The sequence below is a fragment of the Mitsuaria sp. WAJ17 genome, from assembly GCF_014174515.1.
Lineage (GTDB): Bacteria > Pseudomonadota > Gammaproteobacteria > Burkholderiales > Burkholderiaceae_C > Roseateles_B.
In genome coordinates, this window is the sequence record NZ_JACJUG010000002.1 from 176,868 (window position 1) to 193,511 (window position 16,644).

17 protein-coding genes are annotated in these 16,644 nt (G+C 68.4%); 13 read left to right on the forward strand and 4 right to left on the reverse strand.

The genetic code is table 11. The features are described from left to right. Positions 1–21: 21 nt before the first annotated feature. From H5407_RS02410 to kynB, 4 genes are all read right to left on the reverse strand, one after another. Positions 22–213 (reverse strand): hypothetical protein, encoded by a 192-nt coding sequence (locus H5407_RS02410; RefSeq protein WP_183102811.1) that lies wholly within the window; start codon positions 211–213, stop codon positions 22–24. A 143-nt stretch (positions 214–356) separates the two neighbouring features. Further along, positions 357–1,253: a tryptophan 2,3-dioxygenase gene (gene kynA, locus H5407_RS02415; RefSeq protein WP_183102812.1), complete on the reverse strand. Its 897-nt coding sequence runs from the start codon at positions 1,251–1,253 to the stop codon at positions 357–359. Continuing rightward, complete coding sequence (gene kynU / locus H5407_RS02420; protein WP_183102813.1) at positions 1,250–2,572, reverse strand: kynureninase; 1,323 nt, start codon at positions 2,570–2,572, stop codon at positions 1,250–1,252. Before kynU ends, kynA begins: the two co-directional genes overlap by 4 nt. A gap of 13 nt (positions 2,573–2,585) precedes the next feature. Further along, the gene (kynB, locus tag H5407_RS02425; protein ID WP_183102814.1) at positions 2,586–3,209 is read right to left on the reverse strand and encodes an arylformamidase; all 624 of its coding nucleotides are present in this window, start codon (positions 3,207–3,209) and stop codon (positions 2,586–2,588) included. 213 nt (positions 3,210–3,422) lie between these two features. Between kynB and H5407_RS02430 the strand changes: the two genes are divergently transcribed. The 13 genes from H5407_RS02430 to H5407_RS02490 all read left to right on the forward strand — a co-directional run bounded on the left by H5407_RS02430 (position 3,423) and on the right by H5407_RS02490 (position 16,558). After that, a complete protein-coding gene (locus H5407_RS02430) occupies positions 3,423–5,777 on the forward strand; it encodes a bifunctional salicylyl-CoA 5-hydroxylase/oxidoreductase (protein ID WP_183102815.1) in 2,355 nt (784 codons plus the stop codon). 2 nt (positions 5,778–5,779) lie between these two features. After that, the gene (locus tag H5407_RS02435; RefSeq protein WP_183102816.1) at positions 5,780–6,592 is read left to right on the forward strand and encodes an SDR family NAD(P)-dependent oxidoreductase; all 813 of its coding nucleotides are present in this window, start codon (positions 5,780–5,782) and stop codon (positions 6,590–6,592) included. Further along, a complete protein-coding gene (locus tag H5407_RS02440; RefSeq protein WP_183102817.1) occupies positions 6,589–7,218 on the forward strand; it encodes a MarR family winged helix-turn-helix transcriptional regulator in 630 nt (209 codons plus the stop codon). Before H5407_RS02435 ends, H5407_RS02440 begins: the two co-directional genes overlap by 4 nt. Then, complete coding sequence (locus H5407_RS02445) at positions 7,215–8,066, forward strand: enoyl-CoA hydratase family protein (RefSeq protein ID WP_183102818.1); 852 nt, start codon at positions 7,215–7,217, stop codon at positions 8,064–8,066. The genes H5407_RS02440 and H5407_RS02445 overlap by 4 nt, the downstream gene beginning before the upstream one ends. A 111-nt stretch (positions 8,067–8,177) precedes the next feature. Beyond that, positions 8,178–9,350, forward strand: coding sequence for an acyl-CoA dehydrogenase family protein (locus tag H5407_RS02450; RefSeq protein WP_183102819.1), 1,173 nt, complete (start codon positions 8,178–8,180; stop codon positions 9,348–9,350). 53 nt (positions 9,351–9,403) lie between these two features. Beyond that, a complete protein-coding gene (locus tag H5407_RS02455) occupies positions 9,404–11,014 on the forward strand; it encodes an AMP-binding protein (protein WP_183102820.1) in 1,611 nt (536 codons plus the stop codon). A gap of 35 nt (positions 11,015–11,049) precedes the next feature. Then, complete coding sequence (locus H5407_RS02460) at positions 11,050–12,255, forward strand: ABC transporter substrate-binding protein (protein ID WP_183102821.1); 1,206 nt, start codon at positions 11,050–11,052, stop codon at positions 12,253–12,255. Between the two features lie 22 nt (positions 12,256–12,277). Further along, on the forward strand, positions 12,278–13,198 hold the full coding sequence (locus H5407_RS02465; RefSeq protein ID WP_183102822.1) for a branched-chain amino acid ABC transporter permease: 921 nt from the start codon (positions 12,278–12,280) through the stop codon (positions 13,196–13,198). Continuing rightward, positions 13,199–14,215 carry a branched-chain amino acid ABC transporter permease gene (locus tag H5407_RS02470; RefSeq protein ID WP_183102823.1) on the forward strand — a complete coding sequence of 339 codons (1,017 nt, stop codon included), beginning with the start codon at positions 13,199–13,201 and terminating at the stop codon, positions 14,213–14,215. Then, positions 14,208–14,984 carry an ABC transporter ATP-binding protein gene (locus H5407_RS02475; RefSeq protein WP_183102824.1) on the forward strand — a complete coding sequence of 259 codons (777 nt, stop codon included), beginning with the start codon at positions 14,208–14,210 and terminating at the stop codon, positions 14,982–14,984. The genes H5407_RS02470 and H5407_RS02475 overlap by 8 nt, the downstream gene beginning before the upstream one ends. Beyond that, positions 14,981–15,694: an ABC transporter ATP-binding protein gene (locus tag H5407_RS02480; protein WP_183102825.1), complete on the forward strand. Its 714-nt coding sequence runs from the start codon at positions 14,981–14,983 to the stop codon at positions 15,692–15,694. Before H5407_RS02475 ends, H5407_RS02480 begins: the two co-directional genes overlap by 4 nt. A 10-nt stretch (positions 15,695–15,704) precedes the next feature. Further along, the gene (locus H5407_RS02485) at positions 15,705–16,154 is read left to right on the forward strand and encodes a thioesterase family protein (RefSeq protein ID WP_183102826.1); all 450 of its coding nucleotides are present in this window, start codon (positions 15,705–15,707) and stop codon (positions 16,152–16,154) included. After that, entirely contained in the window at positions 16,151–16,558 is a 408-nt protein-coding gene (locus H5407_RS02490) for a RidA family protein (protein WP_183102827.1), read from the forward strand. The genes H5407_RS02485 and H5407_RS02490 overlap by 4 nt, the downstream gene beginning before the upstream one ends. Positions 16,559–16,644: the final 86 nt, after the last annotated feature.

The window sequence follows — 16,644 nt, forward strand, 5'->3', positions numbered from 1 at the left end:
CGGCCCGGGGAGACGGAAGGCTCAGCCCAGGGCGGGCAGGCTGCGGGCTGCCTCGGTCGCTGGGTCCGAGGCCACGGCGCCGGCATCGAGGGGCGCTGCGGCAGCCACCATGTGGGCCGGCGCGGCCTCAACTCGCGTGGGGGTCAGGCCGCTCACGAGGCCGGCCAGGGTGCAGGCCGCGCTGATCTGCAGGGACAGGATCTTGGCGTTCATGGTGCGTTCCTCCTTTTGGGGTGAACGTACTGTGCCCGCGGCGCTCGGGGCCTGCCGGGGTCATGCGGCGAATGGCGGGGCGGGCGGATCGATGGCGAACCAGGGCGGCGAACGGTGCCCCGGCCCACTGGGCGGTTGGACAGTCAGAGCTCGGTCCGCAGGGCCCATAGCTCGGGGAAGAGCACGGTGTCCAGCATCTTGCGAAGATAGCTGACCCCACCGGTGCCACCGGTGCCGCGCTTGAAGCCGATCACCCGCTCGACCGTGGTGACGTGGCGGAAGCGCCAGAGGCGGAAGGCGTCTTCCATGTCGACCAGTTCCTCGCCCATTTGGTAGAGGTCCCAATGCGCCTTGGGGTCGCGGTAGACCTGCAGCCAGGCGGCCTTGACGGCCTCGCTGGCGGCGTAGGGCTGGGTCCAGTCGCGGTCCGTGTGGCTGGTTGGCACGGCGATGCCGCGGCGGGCCATCAGGCGCAGGACCTCGTCGTAAAGGGAGGGCGCCGTGAAGGCCTTCTCGACGGCAGCCAGCAGGTCCGGCCGGTGGGCGTGAGGACGCAGCATGGCCGCGTTCTTGTTGCCCATCATGAATTCGATCTGGCGGTACTGCCAGCTCTGGAAGCCGCTGCTATTGGACAGGTAGGGCCGGATGGCCGTGTACTCGGGCGGCGTCATGGTGGCCAGCACGTCCCAGGCGTGGACCAGCTGCTCCATCACCCGCGAGACCCGGGCCAGCATCTTGAAGGCCTCTGGCAGGGCATCCTCGTGCACGCAGCGCACGGCGGCCTGCAGCTCGTGCAGCATCAGCTTCATCCACAGCTCCGAGGTCTGGTGCTGCACGATGAAGAGCATCTCGTTGTGGTCCGGCGAGAGCGGGTGCTGGGCCGAGAGCACCTGGTCCAGCTTCAGGTAGTCGCCATAGCTCATGTCCGAGGAGAAGTCGAGCTGGGCACCCTCTTCGCGGACGATGGCCTCGCCGCTGCTGCCGCTGCTGCGGTCCGGCGCTGCAGCGCCGTCGGGAGTGGAGTGGTAGGGGCAGGTCATGTCACGGCCGCTTTCTGGTTGAACTGGGACTGTTTCCATTCGCCGCTGTCAAGGACCTGGCGCAGGTGCTCGACGGCATCGAAGACTTCGGTGAAGCCGATGTAAAGAGGGGTGAAGCCGAAGCGCAGGATGTGCGGCACCTCCGCGAGGCGTTTCGGGTCGCCGGCCCGGAAGTCGCCGATCACGCCGCGCGCGATCAGGGCCTGGACCACGGCATAGCCGGCGTCCTGAAGGGGGGCTTCGAGGCTCAGGCAGACCTGGCTGCCGCGATGGGCGGCGTCGCGCGGCGAGGCCAGGCGCACGCCCAGGTCGCGGAACTCGCCCTGGGCTTTGCTGCCGCAGCGGGCCTCGACCAGCTCGATGAAGAGCTCAGTCAGCGCGATGGACTTGCGGCGCAGGGCCGGCATGCCGCCCAGGGGCTCGCTGGCCAGGAAGACGTCCACGCCGCATTCCAGCGCGGCCGTGGAGAGGATGGCCGGCGTGCCGCAGATGTAGCGCCCGATGCCCGGCGCAGGCGTGTAGTTGGGCGTGAACTGGAAGGGCGCCGCATGGCCCAGCCAGCCAGACAGCGGCTGCCAGAAGCGCTCCACATGGCGGGGATGCGCCCAGACGAAGGCCGGGGCGCCGGGGCCGCCGTTGAGGTATTTGTAGCCGCAGCCGATGGCGAAGTCGGCGTCCGCGCCCTTGAGGTCCACCGGGACGGCGCCGGCGGAGTGAGCCAAGTCCCAGATCACCAGGGCGCCGGCTGCATGGGCCAGGCGGGTGAGGCCGGCCATGTCGTGCTTGTAGCCGGTGCGGTAGTTGACCTCGGTGAGCATCAGAACGGCCAGCTCGCCGTTGATCAGGGCCGGCAGTTCGTCCACATGATCAAAAAGTCTCAGCGTGAAGCCGTGCTGGGCAGCAAGGCTCTCGGCGATGTAGAGATCGGTCGGGAAGTTGCTGCGCTCCGAGAGGATGACGCGGCGCTCGGGGCGGTCCTCGGCGGCGATGCGCAGGGCGGCGGCCAGCACCTTGTAGAGGTTCAGCGAGGTGGAGTCGGCCACCACCACCTCGTCCGGGCCCGCGCCGATCAGCCAGGCGATCTTGTTGCCGATGCGCCGGGGCAGCTCCATCCAGCCGGCGGTGTTCCAGCTCTTGATGAGGTCCGTGCCCCATTCCTGGCGGATCACCTGCTGCACACGGGCCTCGGTGGCGGCGGGCAGCACGCCCAGGGAATTGCCGTCCAGGTAGACCACGCCCTCGGGCAGCAGGAAGTGATCGCGCAGGGGGCGCAGGGCATCGGCCGCGTCCAGGGCCTGACAGTCTTGTCTTTGCTTCATCAAGGAGGCTCCTTCAGAGTTCGCGCAGCACTGCGCGCACGGGTGAGGCACAGGCGCCGGCCAGCTTCAGGGGCAGGGCCAGCAATTCATAGTCGCCCGCGGGCACCTCGTCCAGCACCAGGTTCTCCAGCACGCGCAGGTCGGTGCGCAGCAGCTGCTGGTGGCTGTCCAGGGACTTGCTGGTGGCGGGGTCCACGCTGGGGGTGTCCAGGCCGATCAGGCGCACGCCGCGCTTGGCCAGCCAGGCCACGGTCTCCGGCGCGTAGGCGGTGAAGTCTTCGCGCCAGGTGGTGTCCGCCTGCTCGCAGGTACGCACCAGCACGCGCTCGGGCAGGCCCTCGGCCGCATGCGCCAGATGCTCGACGCGGATCAGCGGCCCGCAGCCGATGGCATGGATCACACGGCAGGGGCCCAGGTAGGCGTGGAGGTCCACCGAGGCGATGTCGGCTGCCTCGTTGGCGTAATGCAGCGGCGCGTCTGCATGCGCCCCCACATGGGGCGACAGGGTCAGCGCGCTGAGGTTCACCGGGCACTGGGGCGAGAGCCGCGCCGTCCACTGCAGGCGATAGGGCTCATCGCCAGGGAAGATGGGGGCATTCGGGTGCACCAGGGGGGAGATGTCCCAAAGCTTTTTCATGGGCGTCTTTCGTCAACGGCGCGCACCTTAAGGGGCTTTGCGGGGCCGTGGTGTCGGTTAAATCCAACAGGGCCTGCCATGCGGCGCGAGGCGGCTTTGAATCCGGTCGCAACGCGGGAATGTCCGTAGTCTGGCATATCCTGAAAATAATTGACACCTAAACTATCGATACCTAAAGTGCAGCGCAGACCAGCTTGAAAGGCGAGGGACATCATGCGCATCACCTGCATTGGAGGCGGCCCCGCGGGCCTCTATTTCGCCCTCCTGATGAAGAAGCAAAACCCGGCCCACCAGGTACGGGTTCTGGAGCGCAACAAGCCCGGGGACACCTTCGGCTGGGGCGTGGTCTTCTCGGACCAGACCCTCGCCGGCCTGCGCGAGGCCGACCCGCAGACGGCCGAGGAGATCCTCACCGCCTTCAACCATTGGGACGACATCGACGTCCACATCCAGGGCCGCACGATGCGCTCCAGCGGCCATGGCTTCTGCGGCATTGGCCGAAAGAAGCTGCTGAACATCCTGCAGGCCCGCTGCGAGCAACTGGGCGTGGAGCTGGTCTACGAGCACGACCAGCCGGACGACGAGGGCGTCGAGGCCGACCTCATCATCGCCAGCGATGGCCTCAACAGCCGTATCCGCAGCAAGTACGCCCCGATCTACCAGCCCGACATCGACCTGCGCCAGTGCCGCTTCGTCTGGCTGGGCACCGAGAAACTCTTCGACGCCTTCACCTTCGATTTCCAGAAGACCGAATGGGGTTGGTTCCAGGCCCATGCCTACCAGTTCGACGGCACGCACAGCACGTTCATCGTCGAGGCGCCCGATCGCGTCTGGCAGGCCGCGGGCCTGGATCGGATGGAGAAGGAGGAGGGCATCGCCTTCTGCGAGCAGCTCTTTGCCAAGGTGCTGGACGGCAAGAAGCTGATCTCCAATGCCTCGCACCTGCGCGGCTCGGCGCAGTGGATCCGCTTCCCCCGCGTGGTCTGCAAGACCTGGGTGCACCGCCGCGCCGATGGCGTGCCGGTGGTGCTGATGGGCGACGCGGCCCATACCGCGCACTTCTCCATCGGCTCCGGAACCAAGCTGGCTTTTGAAGACGCCATCGCACTGGCCCGCGACATCGGCGAGGCGCAGGGCGAGTTGGACATGGCTCTGGCCGCCTACCAGGCCAGCCGTTCCATTGAGGTCCTGCGCATCCAGAACGCCGCGCGCAACAGCACCGAGTGGTTCGAGAACATCGAGCGCCACGCCCAGCTGCCGCCCGAGCAGTTTGCCTACTCGCTGCTGACCCGCTCGCAGCGCATCTCGCACGAGAACCTGCGCCTGCGCGATGCGTCCTATGTCGGTGGCTACGAAGCCTGGCTGGCCGAGCGCGCGGGGCTGGGCAGGCAGGCCGTGCCGCCCATGTTCACACCCTTTCGGCTTCGCGGCCTGACGCTCAAGAATCGCGTGGTGGTCTCGCCCATGGCCCAGTACAGCTGCGAGAACGGCGTGCCGGGCGAGCACCACCTGGTGCACCTGGGGGCCCGTGCCATGGGGGGCGCCGGCCTTGTGTTCGCCGAGATGACCGCGCCCAGCGAAGATGGCCGCATCACGCCTGGCTGCCCCGGTCTCTACACCAACGAGCAGCAGGCAGCATGGACCCGCATCGTCCGCTACATCCACCAGCACAGCAGCGCCAAGGTGGCGATGCAGCTGGGGCATTCGGGCGCCAAGGGTGCGACCCGGCTGGCCTGGGATGGCATCGACCAGCCGCTGGAATCGGGTGCCTGGCCGCTGATCTCTGCCTCGCCGCAGCAGTACCTGGAGGGCGTCAGCGCCTGGTCCCGCGCGATGACGCGCGATGACATGGACCGAGTCCGCGAGGACTTCATCTCCTCCGCCCAGCGCGCCGCAGCCGCAGGCTTCGACTGGCTGGAGCTGCACTGTGCCCACGGCTACCTGCTGTCCAGCTTCATCTCGCCGCTGACCAACCGCCGCACGGATGACTACGGCGGCTCGCTGCAGAACCGCCTGCGCTTCCCGCTGGAGGTGTTCACCGCCCTGCGCAAGGTATGGCCGCAGGACCGCCCGATGTCCGTCCGCATCTCTGCCCATGACTGGGTGGAGGGCGGCATCACGCCGGAAGACGCCGTGCAGATCGCTGCCGCCTTCAAGGCCGCGGGCGCGGACCTGATCGATGTGTCCTCGGGGCAGGTCAGCAAGGCCGAGAAGCCGGTCTATGGCCGCATGTGGCAGACGCCCTTCTCGGAGAGCATCCGCAACCGCGTGGGCATCGCCACCATCGCCGTGGGCGCGATCAGCGAGGCGGATCACGTCAACAGCATCATCGCTGCCGGCCGGGCAGACCTCTGCGCCGTGGCGCGCCCGCACCTGGCCAACCCGGCCTGGACACTGCACGAGGCCGCGAAGATCGGCTATGTGGCGGGACCGGGCCTGGATTGGCCCATGCCCTACCTCTCGGGCAAGGGTCAGCTGGAGAAAGAGTACGAGCGCCAGCGCGCCCAGGCGGCGCAAGGGGCGGGCCTCTCTGCGCTGGAACAGGCCAACCGGGCGATGGGAGTCTGAGTATGGCGCCGTCAAACGCCTTGAACTCAAACGCCTTGGACCTGCACGGGCGCCACGCCGTGGTGACCGGCGGCGGCAGCGGCATCGGCCTGGCCGTGGCTCGGCAGCTGCTGGTTGCCGGGGCCCGAGTGACGCTGATGGGCCGTGACGCCGGGCGCCTGGCCGCTGCCGCGCAAGACCTGACCCCGCCCGCGCTGGAGCGCCTGCACTGCGAAGTCTGCGACGTGGGCGAGGAGGCCAGCGTGCAGTCCGCCTTTGCCCGGGCCGTGGAGCGCATGGGGGCCGTGGACATTCTGGTCAACAACGCCGGGCAGGTGGGGACGGCGCCGCTGACCCGCACCAGCCTGGCCCAGTTCCAGCAGATGCTGCAGGTCAACCTCACCGGCACCTTTCTCTGCAGCCGAGAGGTGCTGCCGGGCATGCTGGCCGCTCGCCAGGGCCGCATCATCAACGTGGCCAGCACTGCGGCGCTGAAGGGCTATGCCTACGTGGCGGCCTACTGCGCCGCCAAGCACGGTGTTCTGGGCCTGACCCGCGCGTTGGCGGCGGAGGTGGCGCGCAAGGGCGTCACAGTCAACGCCGTCTGCCCGGGCTATACCGAGACGGAGATCGTCCAGCGCGCCGTCGAGAACATCCAGGTCAAGACCGGCCGCAGCGCCGGGGAGGCCCGAGCCGAGCTGGCGGCGGCCAATCCGCAGGGGCGACTGGTCCAGCCCGAGGAGGTCGCCCTGCAGGTGCTGATGCTGGCAAGCGCCGCTGCGGCCAGCATCAATGGCCAGGCCCTGGCTATCGACGGCGGCGAGTGCGTGACATGAGCCGGCCGCCGCGCGAACTGCACGCCCAGGCGCTGACGGCAGAGCAGGCCGAAGATGCCGTCCTGCTGGGGCCGGACCTGGAGTCCCGCGTGGTCGATGACGACCACCAGGCGCTCAAGCTCTGGCTGCGCCTGCTGGCCTGCACTACGCGCGTCGAGGACCAGATCCGCAACCGCCTGCGCCAGCAGTTCGACACCACGCTGCCGCGCTTCGACCTGCTGGCCCAGCTGGAGCGCCACCCGGAAGGCCTCAGCATGCGCGAGCTCTCGCAGCGGCTGATGGTCACCGGCGGCAACGTCACCGGCGTCGTGGACCAACTGGAGGCTGAGTCCCTGGTACAACGCCAGCCCCATGCCAGCGACCGCCGTTCCTTCACCGTGACCCTGACACCCACCGGTCGCCGCCTCTTTCGCCGCATGGCTGCCACGCACGAGGCCTGGGTGGTCGAGCTGCTGGGAGGCTGGAATGCTGCGCAGAAGGGCGAGGTCTACGGCCTGCTGGCTCATTTGAAACTGCATCTGGCGGGTCTGGAGCAGGCCCGTCCGGCGCCCAAGCCTGGCAAGCCTGGCAAGCCTGGCGATGCGTCAGCCCCGAGCACGGCCCCGCGCCGCAAAGGAAGTCCATGAGCAAACCCTTCAGTTCCCATCTCGCCAACGGCAACAAGATCAGCCTGGCCGGCTTCGCGCCGCAGCACTTTCGCTGGGAGCAGCGCGGTGCCGTCGGCCTGATCACGCTAAACCGCCCCGAGCGCAAGAACCCGCTGACCTTCGACTCCTATGCGGAGTTGCGCGACCTGTTCCGCAAGCTCTGCTACGTGGACGAGATCAAGGCCATCGTGGTGCAGGGCGCGGGCGACAACTTCTGCTCCGGCGGCGATGTGCACGAGATCATCGGCCCGTTGACCCAGATGACCATGCCCGACCTGCTGGCCTTCACCCGCATGACCGGGGACCTGGTCAAGGCCATGCGTGCCTGCCCGCAGCCAGTGTTCGCGGCTATCGATGGCGTCTGTGCCGGCGCGGGCGCCATCATGGCCATGGCCTCGGACCTGCGCGTGGCGACGGCCCGCTCCAAGACCGCCTTCCTGTTCACCCGCGTGGGCCTGGCCGGCTGCGACATGGGCGCCTGCGCCATCCTGCCGCGCATTGTTGGCCAGGGGCGCGCGTCAGACCTGCTCTACAGCGGGCGCTCGCTCGGTGGCGAAGAGGGGCTGCAATGGGGCTTCCACAACCGCCTGGTCGAGCCGGACGACTTGCTGGAGCACACCCTGGCCTGGGCCGCGGAGATCGCCACCGGCCCCAGCTTCGGCCACGCGATGACCAAGCGCATGCTGCATCAGGAGTGGAGCATGGGCGTGGACGAGGCCATCGAGTCCGAGGCGCAGGCCCAGGCCATCTGCATGATGACCCAGGACTTCCATCGGGCGTATCACGCCTTCGTGGCCAAGCAGCGCCCGGTCTTTGAAGGTGATTAGGACCACCCCCTACCGGCTTAGCCGGCCCCCTCAAGGGGGCGAGACCAGAGGACCGGCGGAGCCGGATCCTTGGTCTCCACGCGGTTAGTTGTGGACTGCAAAGGATGAGTGATGAATGACGATCGTGCGGCGTTGAGGCATCTGGCCTGGCCCTTTTTTGAAGAGCGTCATCAGGCGCTGGCTCGGGGCCTGGAGGCCTGGTGCGCGGAGCATCTGCAGGCGGGGCATGGGGCGGATGTCGATGCCGAATGCCGGTCGCTGGTGAAGGCGCTGGGGCAGGGCGGCTGGCTGCGGCATGCGGTCGCGGGTACGGCCCTGGGTGGCGCGGCGGAGGTGATCGACACGCGGTCGATCTGCCTGCTGCGCGAGACGCTGGCACGGCACCACGGCCTCGCGGATTTCGCGTTTGCGATGCAGGGCCTGGGCAGCGGGGCGATCTCGCTGGCGGGAACGCCGGCGCAGCGGGCGCGCTACCTGCCGCGCGTGGCGGCCGGCGAGGCGCTGGCCGCCTTTGCGCTGTCGGAGCCCGAGGCCGGGTCGGACGTGGCCGCCCTGCAGTGCAGCGCCATGCTCGACGGCGACGACTACGTGCTCAATGGCGAGAAGACCTGGATTTCCAACGGCGGCATCGCCGACTTCTACGTGCTCTTCGCCCGCACGGGCGAGGCGCCGGGGTCGCGAGGCATCTCGGCCTTCATCGTCGATGCCGGCCTGCCGGGCTTCGAGATCGCCGAGCGGATCGAGGTGATCGCGCCCCATCCGCTGGCGCGTCTGCGCTTCACGGACTGCCGCGTGCCGCGCAGCCAGATGATCGGCTCGCCCGGCGAGGGCTTCAAGATCGCCATGCGAACCCTGGACGTCTTCCGCACCTCGGTGGCCGCCGCGGCCCTAGGATTTGCCCGCCGCGCCTTGCAGGAGGGCCTGGGTCAGGCGCAGTCCCGCCCCATGTTCGGCGGCCGTCTGGCCGACCTGCCGCTTGCCCAGGCCAAGCTGGCGGACATGGCCTGCGGCGTGGACAGCTCGGCACTGCTGGTCTACCGCGCCGCCTGGCAGCGCGACCAGGGCCAGGCCATCACCCGGGAGGCGGCCATGGCCAAGCTGATGGCCACCGAAACGGCGCAGCAGGTCATCGACGCCGCCCTGCAGCTGCACGGCGGGCGTGGCGTGCGCAGCGGGGAGATCGTGGAGTCCCTCTACCGCGAGATCCGCGCCTTGCGCATCTATGAAGGCGCCAGCGAGGTGCAGCAGCTGATCATCGGCCGCGACCTGCTCAAGAACGGCTGATGCCGGCCCCACCCGATTTGCGGACGACCACACAGAACACGAGGAGACCGTCCATGCATCGCAGTGCCCATATCGACACTTTTGCCCGGGACCGGCTTCCGCCGGCCGAGCAATGGCCCGAGCTGCTGTTCGAACTGCCCGCTCTGCAGTTCCCGGAACGCCTCAACTGCGCCGGCGAGCTGCTGGACGCCTGGGTGGACAAGGGGATGGGGGACAGGTCTTGCCTCATCGGAGCCCGTCACCGCTGGACTTATGCCCAGCTGCAGGGCGAGGCCAACCGCATCGCCCATGCGCTGGTGCAGGACATGGGCGTGCATCCCGGGAATCGCGTGCTGCTGCGTGGCGGCAACTCGCCCATGCTTGCGGCCTGCTGGTTCGCCCTCCAGAAGGTGGGCGCGATCGCTGTGGCCACCATGCCTCTGCTGCGGGCCAAGGAGCTGGGGCAGATCATCGACAAGGCGCAGGTGAGCCACGCCTTGTGCGATGCGGCCCTGAGCGAGGAACTGGTGCGGGCGCAGGCAGAGCATCCGGTGCTGCAGCGCATCGTGCACTACCACTCGGAGGCGGTCGATGGGCTGGAGGCGCTCTCGGCGAACAAGCCGGCGCGGTTCCAGAACGTGGACACCGCCTCGGACGACGTCTGCCTGATCGCCTTCACCTCCGGCACCACAGGCCAGCCCAAAGGCACCATGCACTTTCATCGGGACGTGATGGCCATCTGCCACTGCTGGCCGCCGCACTGCCTGAGGGCCGCGGCGGGCGACGTCTTCATCGGTTCGCCCCCGCTGGCCTTCACCTTCGGCCTGGGAGGGCTGGTGCTCTTTCCCATGAGTGTGGGGGCCTCCAGCGTGCTGCTGGAGAAGGCCACACCGGATGTTCTGCTGGCTGCCATCGCCCAGCACCGCGCCACCGTCTGCTTCACCGCGCCCACCAGCTACCGGGCGATGGCGGGGCAGGTGGCGCAGCATGATCTCTCCTCGCTGCGCAAGTGCGTCAGCGCCGGGGAGGCCCTGCCGGCGGCCACGCGGGCCTTGTGGAAGGAAACGACGGGCATCGAGCTGATCGACGGCATCGGTGCGACCGAGATGCTGCACATCTTCATCTCGCACGATGAGTCCGGCGCCCGGCCGGGTGCCACGGGGCGTGTCGTGCCCGGCTACCAGGCCTGCGTGCTGGACGAGGAGGGGCAGGTCTTGCCGCCAGGCTCCGTCGGCCGACTGGCGGTGAAGGGGCCGACAGGTTGCCGCTACCTGGACGACGAGCGCCAGCGCAGCTACGTGCTCAAGGGCTGGAACCTTACCGGCGACGCCTATCTGCAGGACGCCGACGGCTACTTCGTCTACCAGGCCCGAACGGACGACATGATCATCTCCGGCGGCTACAACATCGCCGGGCCCGAGGTGGAGTCGGCCCTGCTGGCCCACCCGGCCGTGGCCGAGTGCGGCGTGATCGGCCAGCCGGACGAGGAGCGCGGGCAGATCGTCAAGGCCTTCGTGGTGCTGCGTTCCGGCCACGAGGCGGGCCCGGAACTGGCGCGCCAGTTGCAGGACTACGTCAAGGCGACGATCGCCCCCTACAAGTACCCCCGTGCGATAGAGTTCCTGCCCAGCCTGCCGCGCACCGAGACCGGCAAGCTGCAGCGCTTCAAGCTGCGCCAGCCCTGAGCTTCTTTCCCCAAATTGACCGGATGGAGACCCGCATGAGCCTGCCCCGCCTGTTCCGAAAGCAAGACCTGACCCCCACGTTCGCTGTCGCTGCAGCCCTGGCCCTGACGGCGCTGGCGCCGGCGGCGCAGGCAGCCGACAAGATCAAGGTCGGCATGCTGAGCACCCTGTCCGGCGCCGGTGCCGGCCTGGGCGTGGACATCCGTGACGGCTTCAATCTTGCGCTCAAGCACAAGGGCGGCAAGCTGGGCGGCCTGCCGGCCGAGGTGGTGATCGCGGACGATCAGCAGAACCCCGACGTCGCCAAGCAGGCCAGCGACCGCCTGCTCAAGCGTGACAAGGTCGATGTGATGACCGGCGTGGTCTTCTCCAACATCATGCTGGCCGTGGGCCCCACGGTGTTCGACAGCAAGACGCCCTATGTGTCCGCCAACGCCGGCCCCTCGCAGTACGCGGGCGAGCAGTGCAACCCCTACTTCTTCAACGTGGCCTGGCAGAACGACAACCTGCACGAGGCCGTGGGCAAGGTGGTGACGGACAAGGGCTTCAAGAAGGTGGTGCTGATCGCCCCCAACTACCCGGCAGGCAAGGATGCCATCACCGGCTTCAAGCGCTTCTACAAGGGGGCCGTGGCCGACGAGATCTTCACCAAGCTGGGGCAGCTGGACTACGCTGCCGAGTTGGCGCAGGCCCGCGCCGCCAAGCCGGACGCCATGTACATCTTCCTGCCGGGCGGCATGGGCATCAACTTCATCAAGCAGTTCGTGGGCGCCGGCCTCTCGCGCGACATCACGCTCTTTGGCCCTGGCTTCTCGGCGGACGAGGACGTGATCAAGGCCGTGGGCGAGCCCATGCTGGGCATGTTCAACAGCTCGCACTGGGCCCATGACATGGACAACGCGGCCAACAAGCAGTTCGTGGCCGACTTCCAGAAGGAGTACGGCCGCCTGCCCTCGCTCTATGCCAGCCAGGGCTATGACGCCGCGATGCTGATCGATGGCGCAGTGGCGGACGTGAAGGGCAGGATCGAGGACAAGCCGGCTCTGCTCAAGGCCCTGAAGGCTGCGCACTTCAGCTCGGTGCGCGGCGCCTTCAAGTTCAACAACAACCAGTACCCCGTCCAGGACTACTACCTGCGCATCATCGGCAAGGATGCCCAGGGCAGGGTCACCAACAAGACCCTGGGCAAGATCTTCAGCCAGCATGCAGATGCCTACGCGCCGCTCTGCAAAATGAAGTGAGACCGTGCGCCGGGCGGCATTGATGGACTGGATTCTTGTTGCTGAGCAGTTGCTGAACGGGCTGCAGTTCGGGCTGATGCTGTTCCTGCTGGCGGCCGGGCTGACCCTGGTCTTCGGGATCATGGACATGATCAACCTGGCCCATGGCTCGCTGTACATGGTCGGTGCCTACCTGGCGGCGGCCGTGGGGGCGGCCACGGGCAGCTTTGTGCTGGGGCTGCTGGCGGCAGTGGTGGTTACGGCGGTGCTGGGCATGGCGCTTGAGATGAGCCTGCTGCGGCGGCTCTACCAGCGCGACCACCTCTCGCAGGTGCTGGCCACCTTTGCGCTGATTCTGATGATCAATGAGGGCGTGCGCATGATCTGGGGCGAGCAACCTCTGATGCTCAGCACGCCTGCCGCGCTGTCGGGGCCGGTGGAGCTGCTGCCGGGCATGCTCTACCCGGCCTATCGGCTGCTGATCATCGGCGTGGGTCTGTTGGTGGCGCTGGGACTGTGGTGGGGCGTCACGCGCACCCGCGTGGGCATGTGGGTGCGGGCCGGGGCCTCCAACCGCGCCATGGCACAGGCCCTGGGCGTGGACATCCGCAAGCTCTTCACCCTGGTCTTCGGCCTGGGGGCGGCGCTGTGCGCGCTGGCCGGCGGCCTGCTGGGGCCGCTGCTGGCGGTTCAGGTGGGCATGGGCGAGAGCATCCTGATCCTGGCCTTCGTGGTGATCGTGATCGGCGGCATCGGTTCCATACGCGGAGCGCTGATCGGCTCGCTGCTGGTGGGCCTGGTGGACACGGCCAGCCGCACGCTGCTGCCGATGAGTCTGCGGGCGCTGGCTTCGCCGGAGCTGGCCTCCAGCCTGGGGCCGGCGCTGGCATCCATCCTGATCTATGTGTTGATGGCGGCGGTGCTGTTCTGGCGTCCGCAAGGCCTCTTTCCTGCTCGGCGCTGAATGTCTGCTTCCACCACTTCCTCTGCCACGCCCCTGAGGCTGGACCACCCGGGGCCAGGCCTTTGGGGTCAGGTCTTGCTGCTGTTGGCACTCACGGGCCTGCCTTGGCTGCTGCAGCTGATGGGGCAGGAGTTCTATACCGGGGTGGCCACCCGCGTGCTGATCTTCGCGATCGCGGCCAGCAGCCTCAACCTCATCCTGGGCTTCGGCGGCCTGGTGAGCTTCGGCCATGCGGCCTTCATGGGCCTGGGCGGCTACACGGTGGGCGCGCTGATGAACGGAGGCGGCCTGGGCCAGCAGGCCCTGGTGGCCTGGCCGCTGGCCATGGCGGTGAGCGGCTGTGCGGCGGGGCTGGTGGCCCCGGTGGCGCTGCGCACGCGCGGGGTCTACTTCATCATGATCACGCTGGCCTTTGCGCAGATGTTCTATTACCTGGCCGTATCCCTGAAAGCCTATGGCGGGGACGACGGCCTGCCGCTGCCGCAGCGCTCCCTGCTGCCGGGCGTGGACCTCAAGGACGACAACAGCTTCTACCTCTGCGTGCTGGCCTGCTTCGCGGCCAGCATGGCCTTGCTGCGGCGTCTGCTGAACTCGCCCTTCGGCCTGCTGCTGCAGGGCGTGCGCGAGAACGAGAGCCGCTTGCGCGCCCTGGGCGCGCCGGTCTTCGGCCTGCAGTGCAGTGCCTTCATCCTGGCCGGCGCCCAGGCCGGTCTGGCCGGAGCGTTGCTGGCCAACCTCAACGGCCTGGTGAGCCCGCAGATGCTGCACTGGGCGCAGTCTGGCCAGCTGATGGTGATGGTGATCCTCGGTGGCGCGGGCGCGCTGTGGGGCGGCCCGCTGGGCGCCGTGGTGTTCCTGCTGCTGGAGGAGCTGCTCTCGGCCTATACCCTGCATTGGCAACTGGCCCTGGGCGTGCTGCTGCTGACGGTGGTGATGGTGGCGCCCCAGGGCCTGGCGGGCCTGCTGAGCGGCCTGCGACGCCGCTGGACGGAGCGAGGGGAGGGCTCCCATGGCTGAACTCCTGCGCGTGGAAGGACTGGTCAAGCGCTTCGGCGCCCTGCGGGCCACGGACGAGGCCAGCTTCGAGGTGACGGAGGGTGAGGTCCATGCCCTCATCGGCCCCAATGGCGCGGGCAAGACCACGCTGATCCACCAGATCGCGGGCAGCCTGCGGCCTGACGGCGGCTGCATCCGCTTCCGGGGGCAAGACCTGGCCCCCTTCGACATGGCCGCCCGCGTGCAGGCCGGCCTGGTGCGCAGCCATCAGATCACCAGCATCTTTGCGCGCTGCAGCGTGCTGGACAACCTCGTGCTGGCCGTTCAGACCCGCCGCGGCGGCGCGCGCCAGTGGTGGCAGGCGCGTCGCGGCCAGATTGTCGTGATGGCCGAGGCCGAGGCTCTGGCGCAGAAGGTGGGTCTGAGCTCGCAGCTGGAGCGCGCTGCCGGCAGCCTCTCTCATGCCGAGCAGCGCCAGCTGGAGATCGGCCTGGCCCTGGCCGCCAAGCCGCGTCTGCTGCTGCTGGACGAGCCCATGGCCGGCATGGGGCCTGACGAATCCGAGCGCATGCTGGAGCTGTTGCAGCTGCTGCGCCTGAACATGACCCTGCTGCTGGTGGAGCATGACATGGACGCCGTCTTCCGCCTGGCCACGCGCATCTCGGTGCTGGTGGGCGGGCGGGTGATTGCCAGCGGTACGCCCGAGCACATCCGCACCCATGCCGGCGTGCGCGAGGCTTATCTGGGGGATGAGATGGGTGATGAGGCCGCAGCGGAGGCGTTGCCATGAGCGAGCTGGTGCTGGAAGTTCGCGGCCTGGAAGCCGCCTATGGCCGCAGCCCCGTGCTCTTCGGCCTGGACCTGGACGTGCGCCAGGGCGAGGTCCGCTCCCTGCTGGGGCGCAACGGCATGGGCAAGAGCAGCCTGATCAAGTGCCTGGTGGGCTGGCTCAAACCCAGCGCTGGCCGGATCCGCCTGTGCGGAGAGGACGTCACCGGATGGTCGCCCGAGCGCATTGCCAGGCAGGGCCTGGCCCTGGTGCCGGAAGGGCGACAGATCTTCCCCAACCTCAGCGTGGAGGAGAACCTCGTCGCCTTTGCGGCCAACCGGCGCGGTCTGGACCGTCCCTGGACCCTGGCTCGCGTCTACGAGGCCTTCCCCCGCCTGGCCGAGCGACGCCATCACGGTGGCGCCCAGCTCTCAGGCGGCGAGCAGCAGATGCTGGCCATCGCCCGCGCGCTGATGACCAACCCCCAACTGCTGATACTGGACGAGGCCACCGAGGGCCTGGCACCCCTGGTGCGCGAGGAGATCTGGCGCGTGCTCAATGAACTGCGCGCCCAGGGCCAGACCATTCTGGTGGTCGACAAGTACGTGCAGCGACTGCTGCGCCTGGGCGATGCGCACCACATCATGGAGCGCGGCCGCATGGTCTGGCAGGGCGACTCGGCGGCGCTGGAGGCCGACCCGGCCCTGTGGCAGCGCTACCTGGGTGTCTGAGGAGAGACGCATGAGCGAGACATCAGGCCCCCGTTTCATCTTCGAGCGCGAGGAGCGCGTGCGCTTCGGTCACTGCGATCCGGCCGGCATCGTGTTCTACCCGCGCTACTACGAGATGCTCAATGCCGTGGTGGAGGACTTCTTCACCGTCGGCCTGCGCATCCCCTTCGACCAGTTGCTGGGCGTGCGCCGCGTGGGCCTGCCCACGGTGCAACTGGACAGCGGCTTCGAACGCGTCAGCCGCATGGGCGATGTGCTGCGCCAGCGCGTCGCCCTCGAGCACCTCGGGTGCAGCTCCCTGCGCCTTTTCCATCACTACGAGGGCCCCGACGGACGGCGGGCCTGGTTCCGCCAGTCGCTGGTGTGCACGTCCCTGGAGACCCACCGTGCCCAGCCCCTGCCCGACGACATACGCAGTGCCTTGCTCGCCCTGAGCGGACTGCAGGAAGACACGCCATGAGCACAAGCCCCAAGACCCTTCTCCAACCCGCCGGCTGGGCCGCGCCCAAGGGCTATGCCAACGGCGTGGCCGCCAGCGGCCGGCAGATCTTTGTGGCCGGCCAGATTGGCTGGAACGCGCAGTGCCAGTTCGAGAGCGACGACTTCGTCGAGCAGGTCCGCCAGGCCCTACAGAACATCAAGGCCGTGCTTGCCGAGGGCGGTGCCGGGCCTGAGCACATCTGCCGCATGACCTGGTATGTGCTGGACAAGCGCGAATACCTGGCCCGCGGCCGCGAGGTGGGGCAGGTCTACCGCGAGGTCTTGGGCCGAGCGTACGGGGTGGCCATGAGCGCCGTGCAGGTGGCGGCGCTCATGGAGGACCGCGCCAAGGTGGAGATCGAGGTGACGGCCGTGCTCGGGTGAGTGCGGAGGGATGAACAGCCGGGCGAAGCCGCCCTTGCTGCAAGCCTGCGGATTGAAAGCAATCCTCACCATGGGACTGCTGCAGC

Bases quoted from the DNA above. Each gene is read 5' to 3' on its own strand.
- H5407_RS02410 (WP_183102811.1), bottom strand. From the start codon at position 213: ATGAACGCCAAGATCCTGTCCCTGCAGATCAGCGCGGCCTGCACCCTG.
- kynA (WP_183102812.1), bottom strand. From the start codon at position 1,253: ATGACCTGCCCCTACCACTCCACTCCCGACGGCGCTGCAGCGCCGGAC.
- kynU (WP_183102813.1), bottom strand. From the start codon at position 2,572: ATGAAGCAAAGACAAGACTGTCAGGCCCTGGACGCGGCCGATGCCCTG.
- kynB (WP_183102814.1), bottom strand. From the start codon at position 3,209: ATGAAAAAGCTTTGGGACATCTCCCCCCTGGTGCACCCGAATGCCCCC.
- H5407_RS02430 (WP_183102815.1), top strand. From the start codon at position 3,423: ATGCGCATCACCTGCATTGGAGGCGGCCCCGCGGGCCTCTATTTCGCC.
- H5407_RS02435 (WP_183102816.1), top strand. From the start codon at position 5,780: ATGGCGCCGTCAAACGCCTTGAACTCAAACGCCTTGGACCTGCACGGG.
- H5407_RS02440 (WP_183102817.1), top strand. From the start codon at position 6,589: ATGAGCCGGCCGCCGCGCGAACTGCACGCCCAGGCGCTGACGGCAGAG.
- H5407_RS02445 (WP_183102818.1), top strand. From the start codon at position 7,215: ATGAGCAAACCCTTCAGTTCCCATCTCGCCAACGGCAACAAGATCAGC.
- H5407_RS02450 (WP_183102819.1), top strand. From the start codon at position 8,178: ATGAATGACGATCGTGCGGCGTTGAGGCATCTGGCCTGGCCCTTTTTT.
- H5407_RS02455 (WP_183102820.1), top strand. From the start codon at position 9,404: ATGCATCGCAGTGCCCATATCGACACTTTTGCCCGGGACCGGCTTCCG.
- H5407_RS02460 (WP_183102821.1), top strand. From the start codon at position 11,050: ATGAGCCTGCCCCGCCTGTTCCGAAAGCAAGACCTGACCCCCACGTTC.
- H5407_RS02465 (WP_183102822.1), top strand. From the start codon at position 12,278: ATGGACTGGATTCTTGTTGCTGAGCAGTTGCTGAACGGGCTGCAGTTC.
- H5407_RS02470 (WP_183102823.1), top strand. From the start codon at position 13,199: ATGTCTGCTTCCACCACTTCCTCTGCCACGCCCCTGAGGCTGGACCAC.
- H5407_RS02475 (WP_183102824.1), top strand. From the start codon at position 14,208: ATGGCTGAACTCCTGCGCGTGGAAGGACTGGTCAAGCGCTTCGGCGCC.
- H5407_RS02480 (WP_183102825.1), top strand. From the start codon at position 14,981: ATGAGCGAGCTGGTGCTGGAAGTTCGCGGCCTGGAAGCCGCCTATGGC.
- H5407_RS02485 (WP_183102826.1), top strand. From the start codon at position 15,705: ATGAGCGAGACATCAGGCCCCCGTTTCATCTTCGAGCGCGAGGAGCGC.
- H5407_RS02490 (WP_183102827.1), top strand. From the start codon at position 16,151: ATGAGCACAAGCCCCAAGACCCTTCTCCAACCCGCCGGCTGGGCCGCG.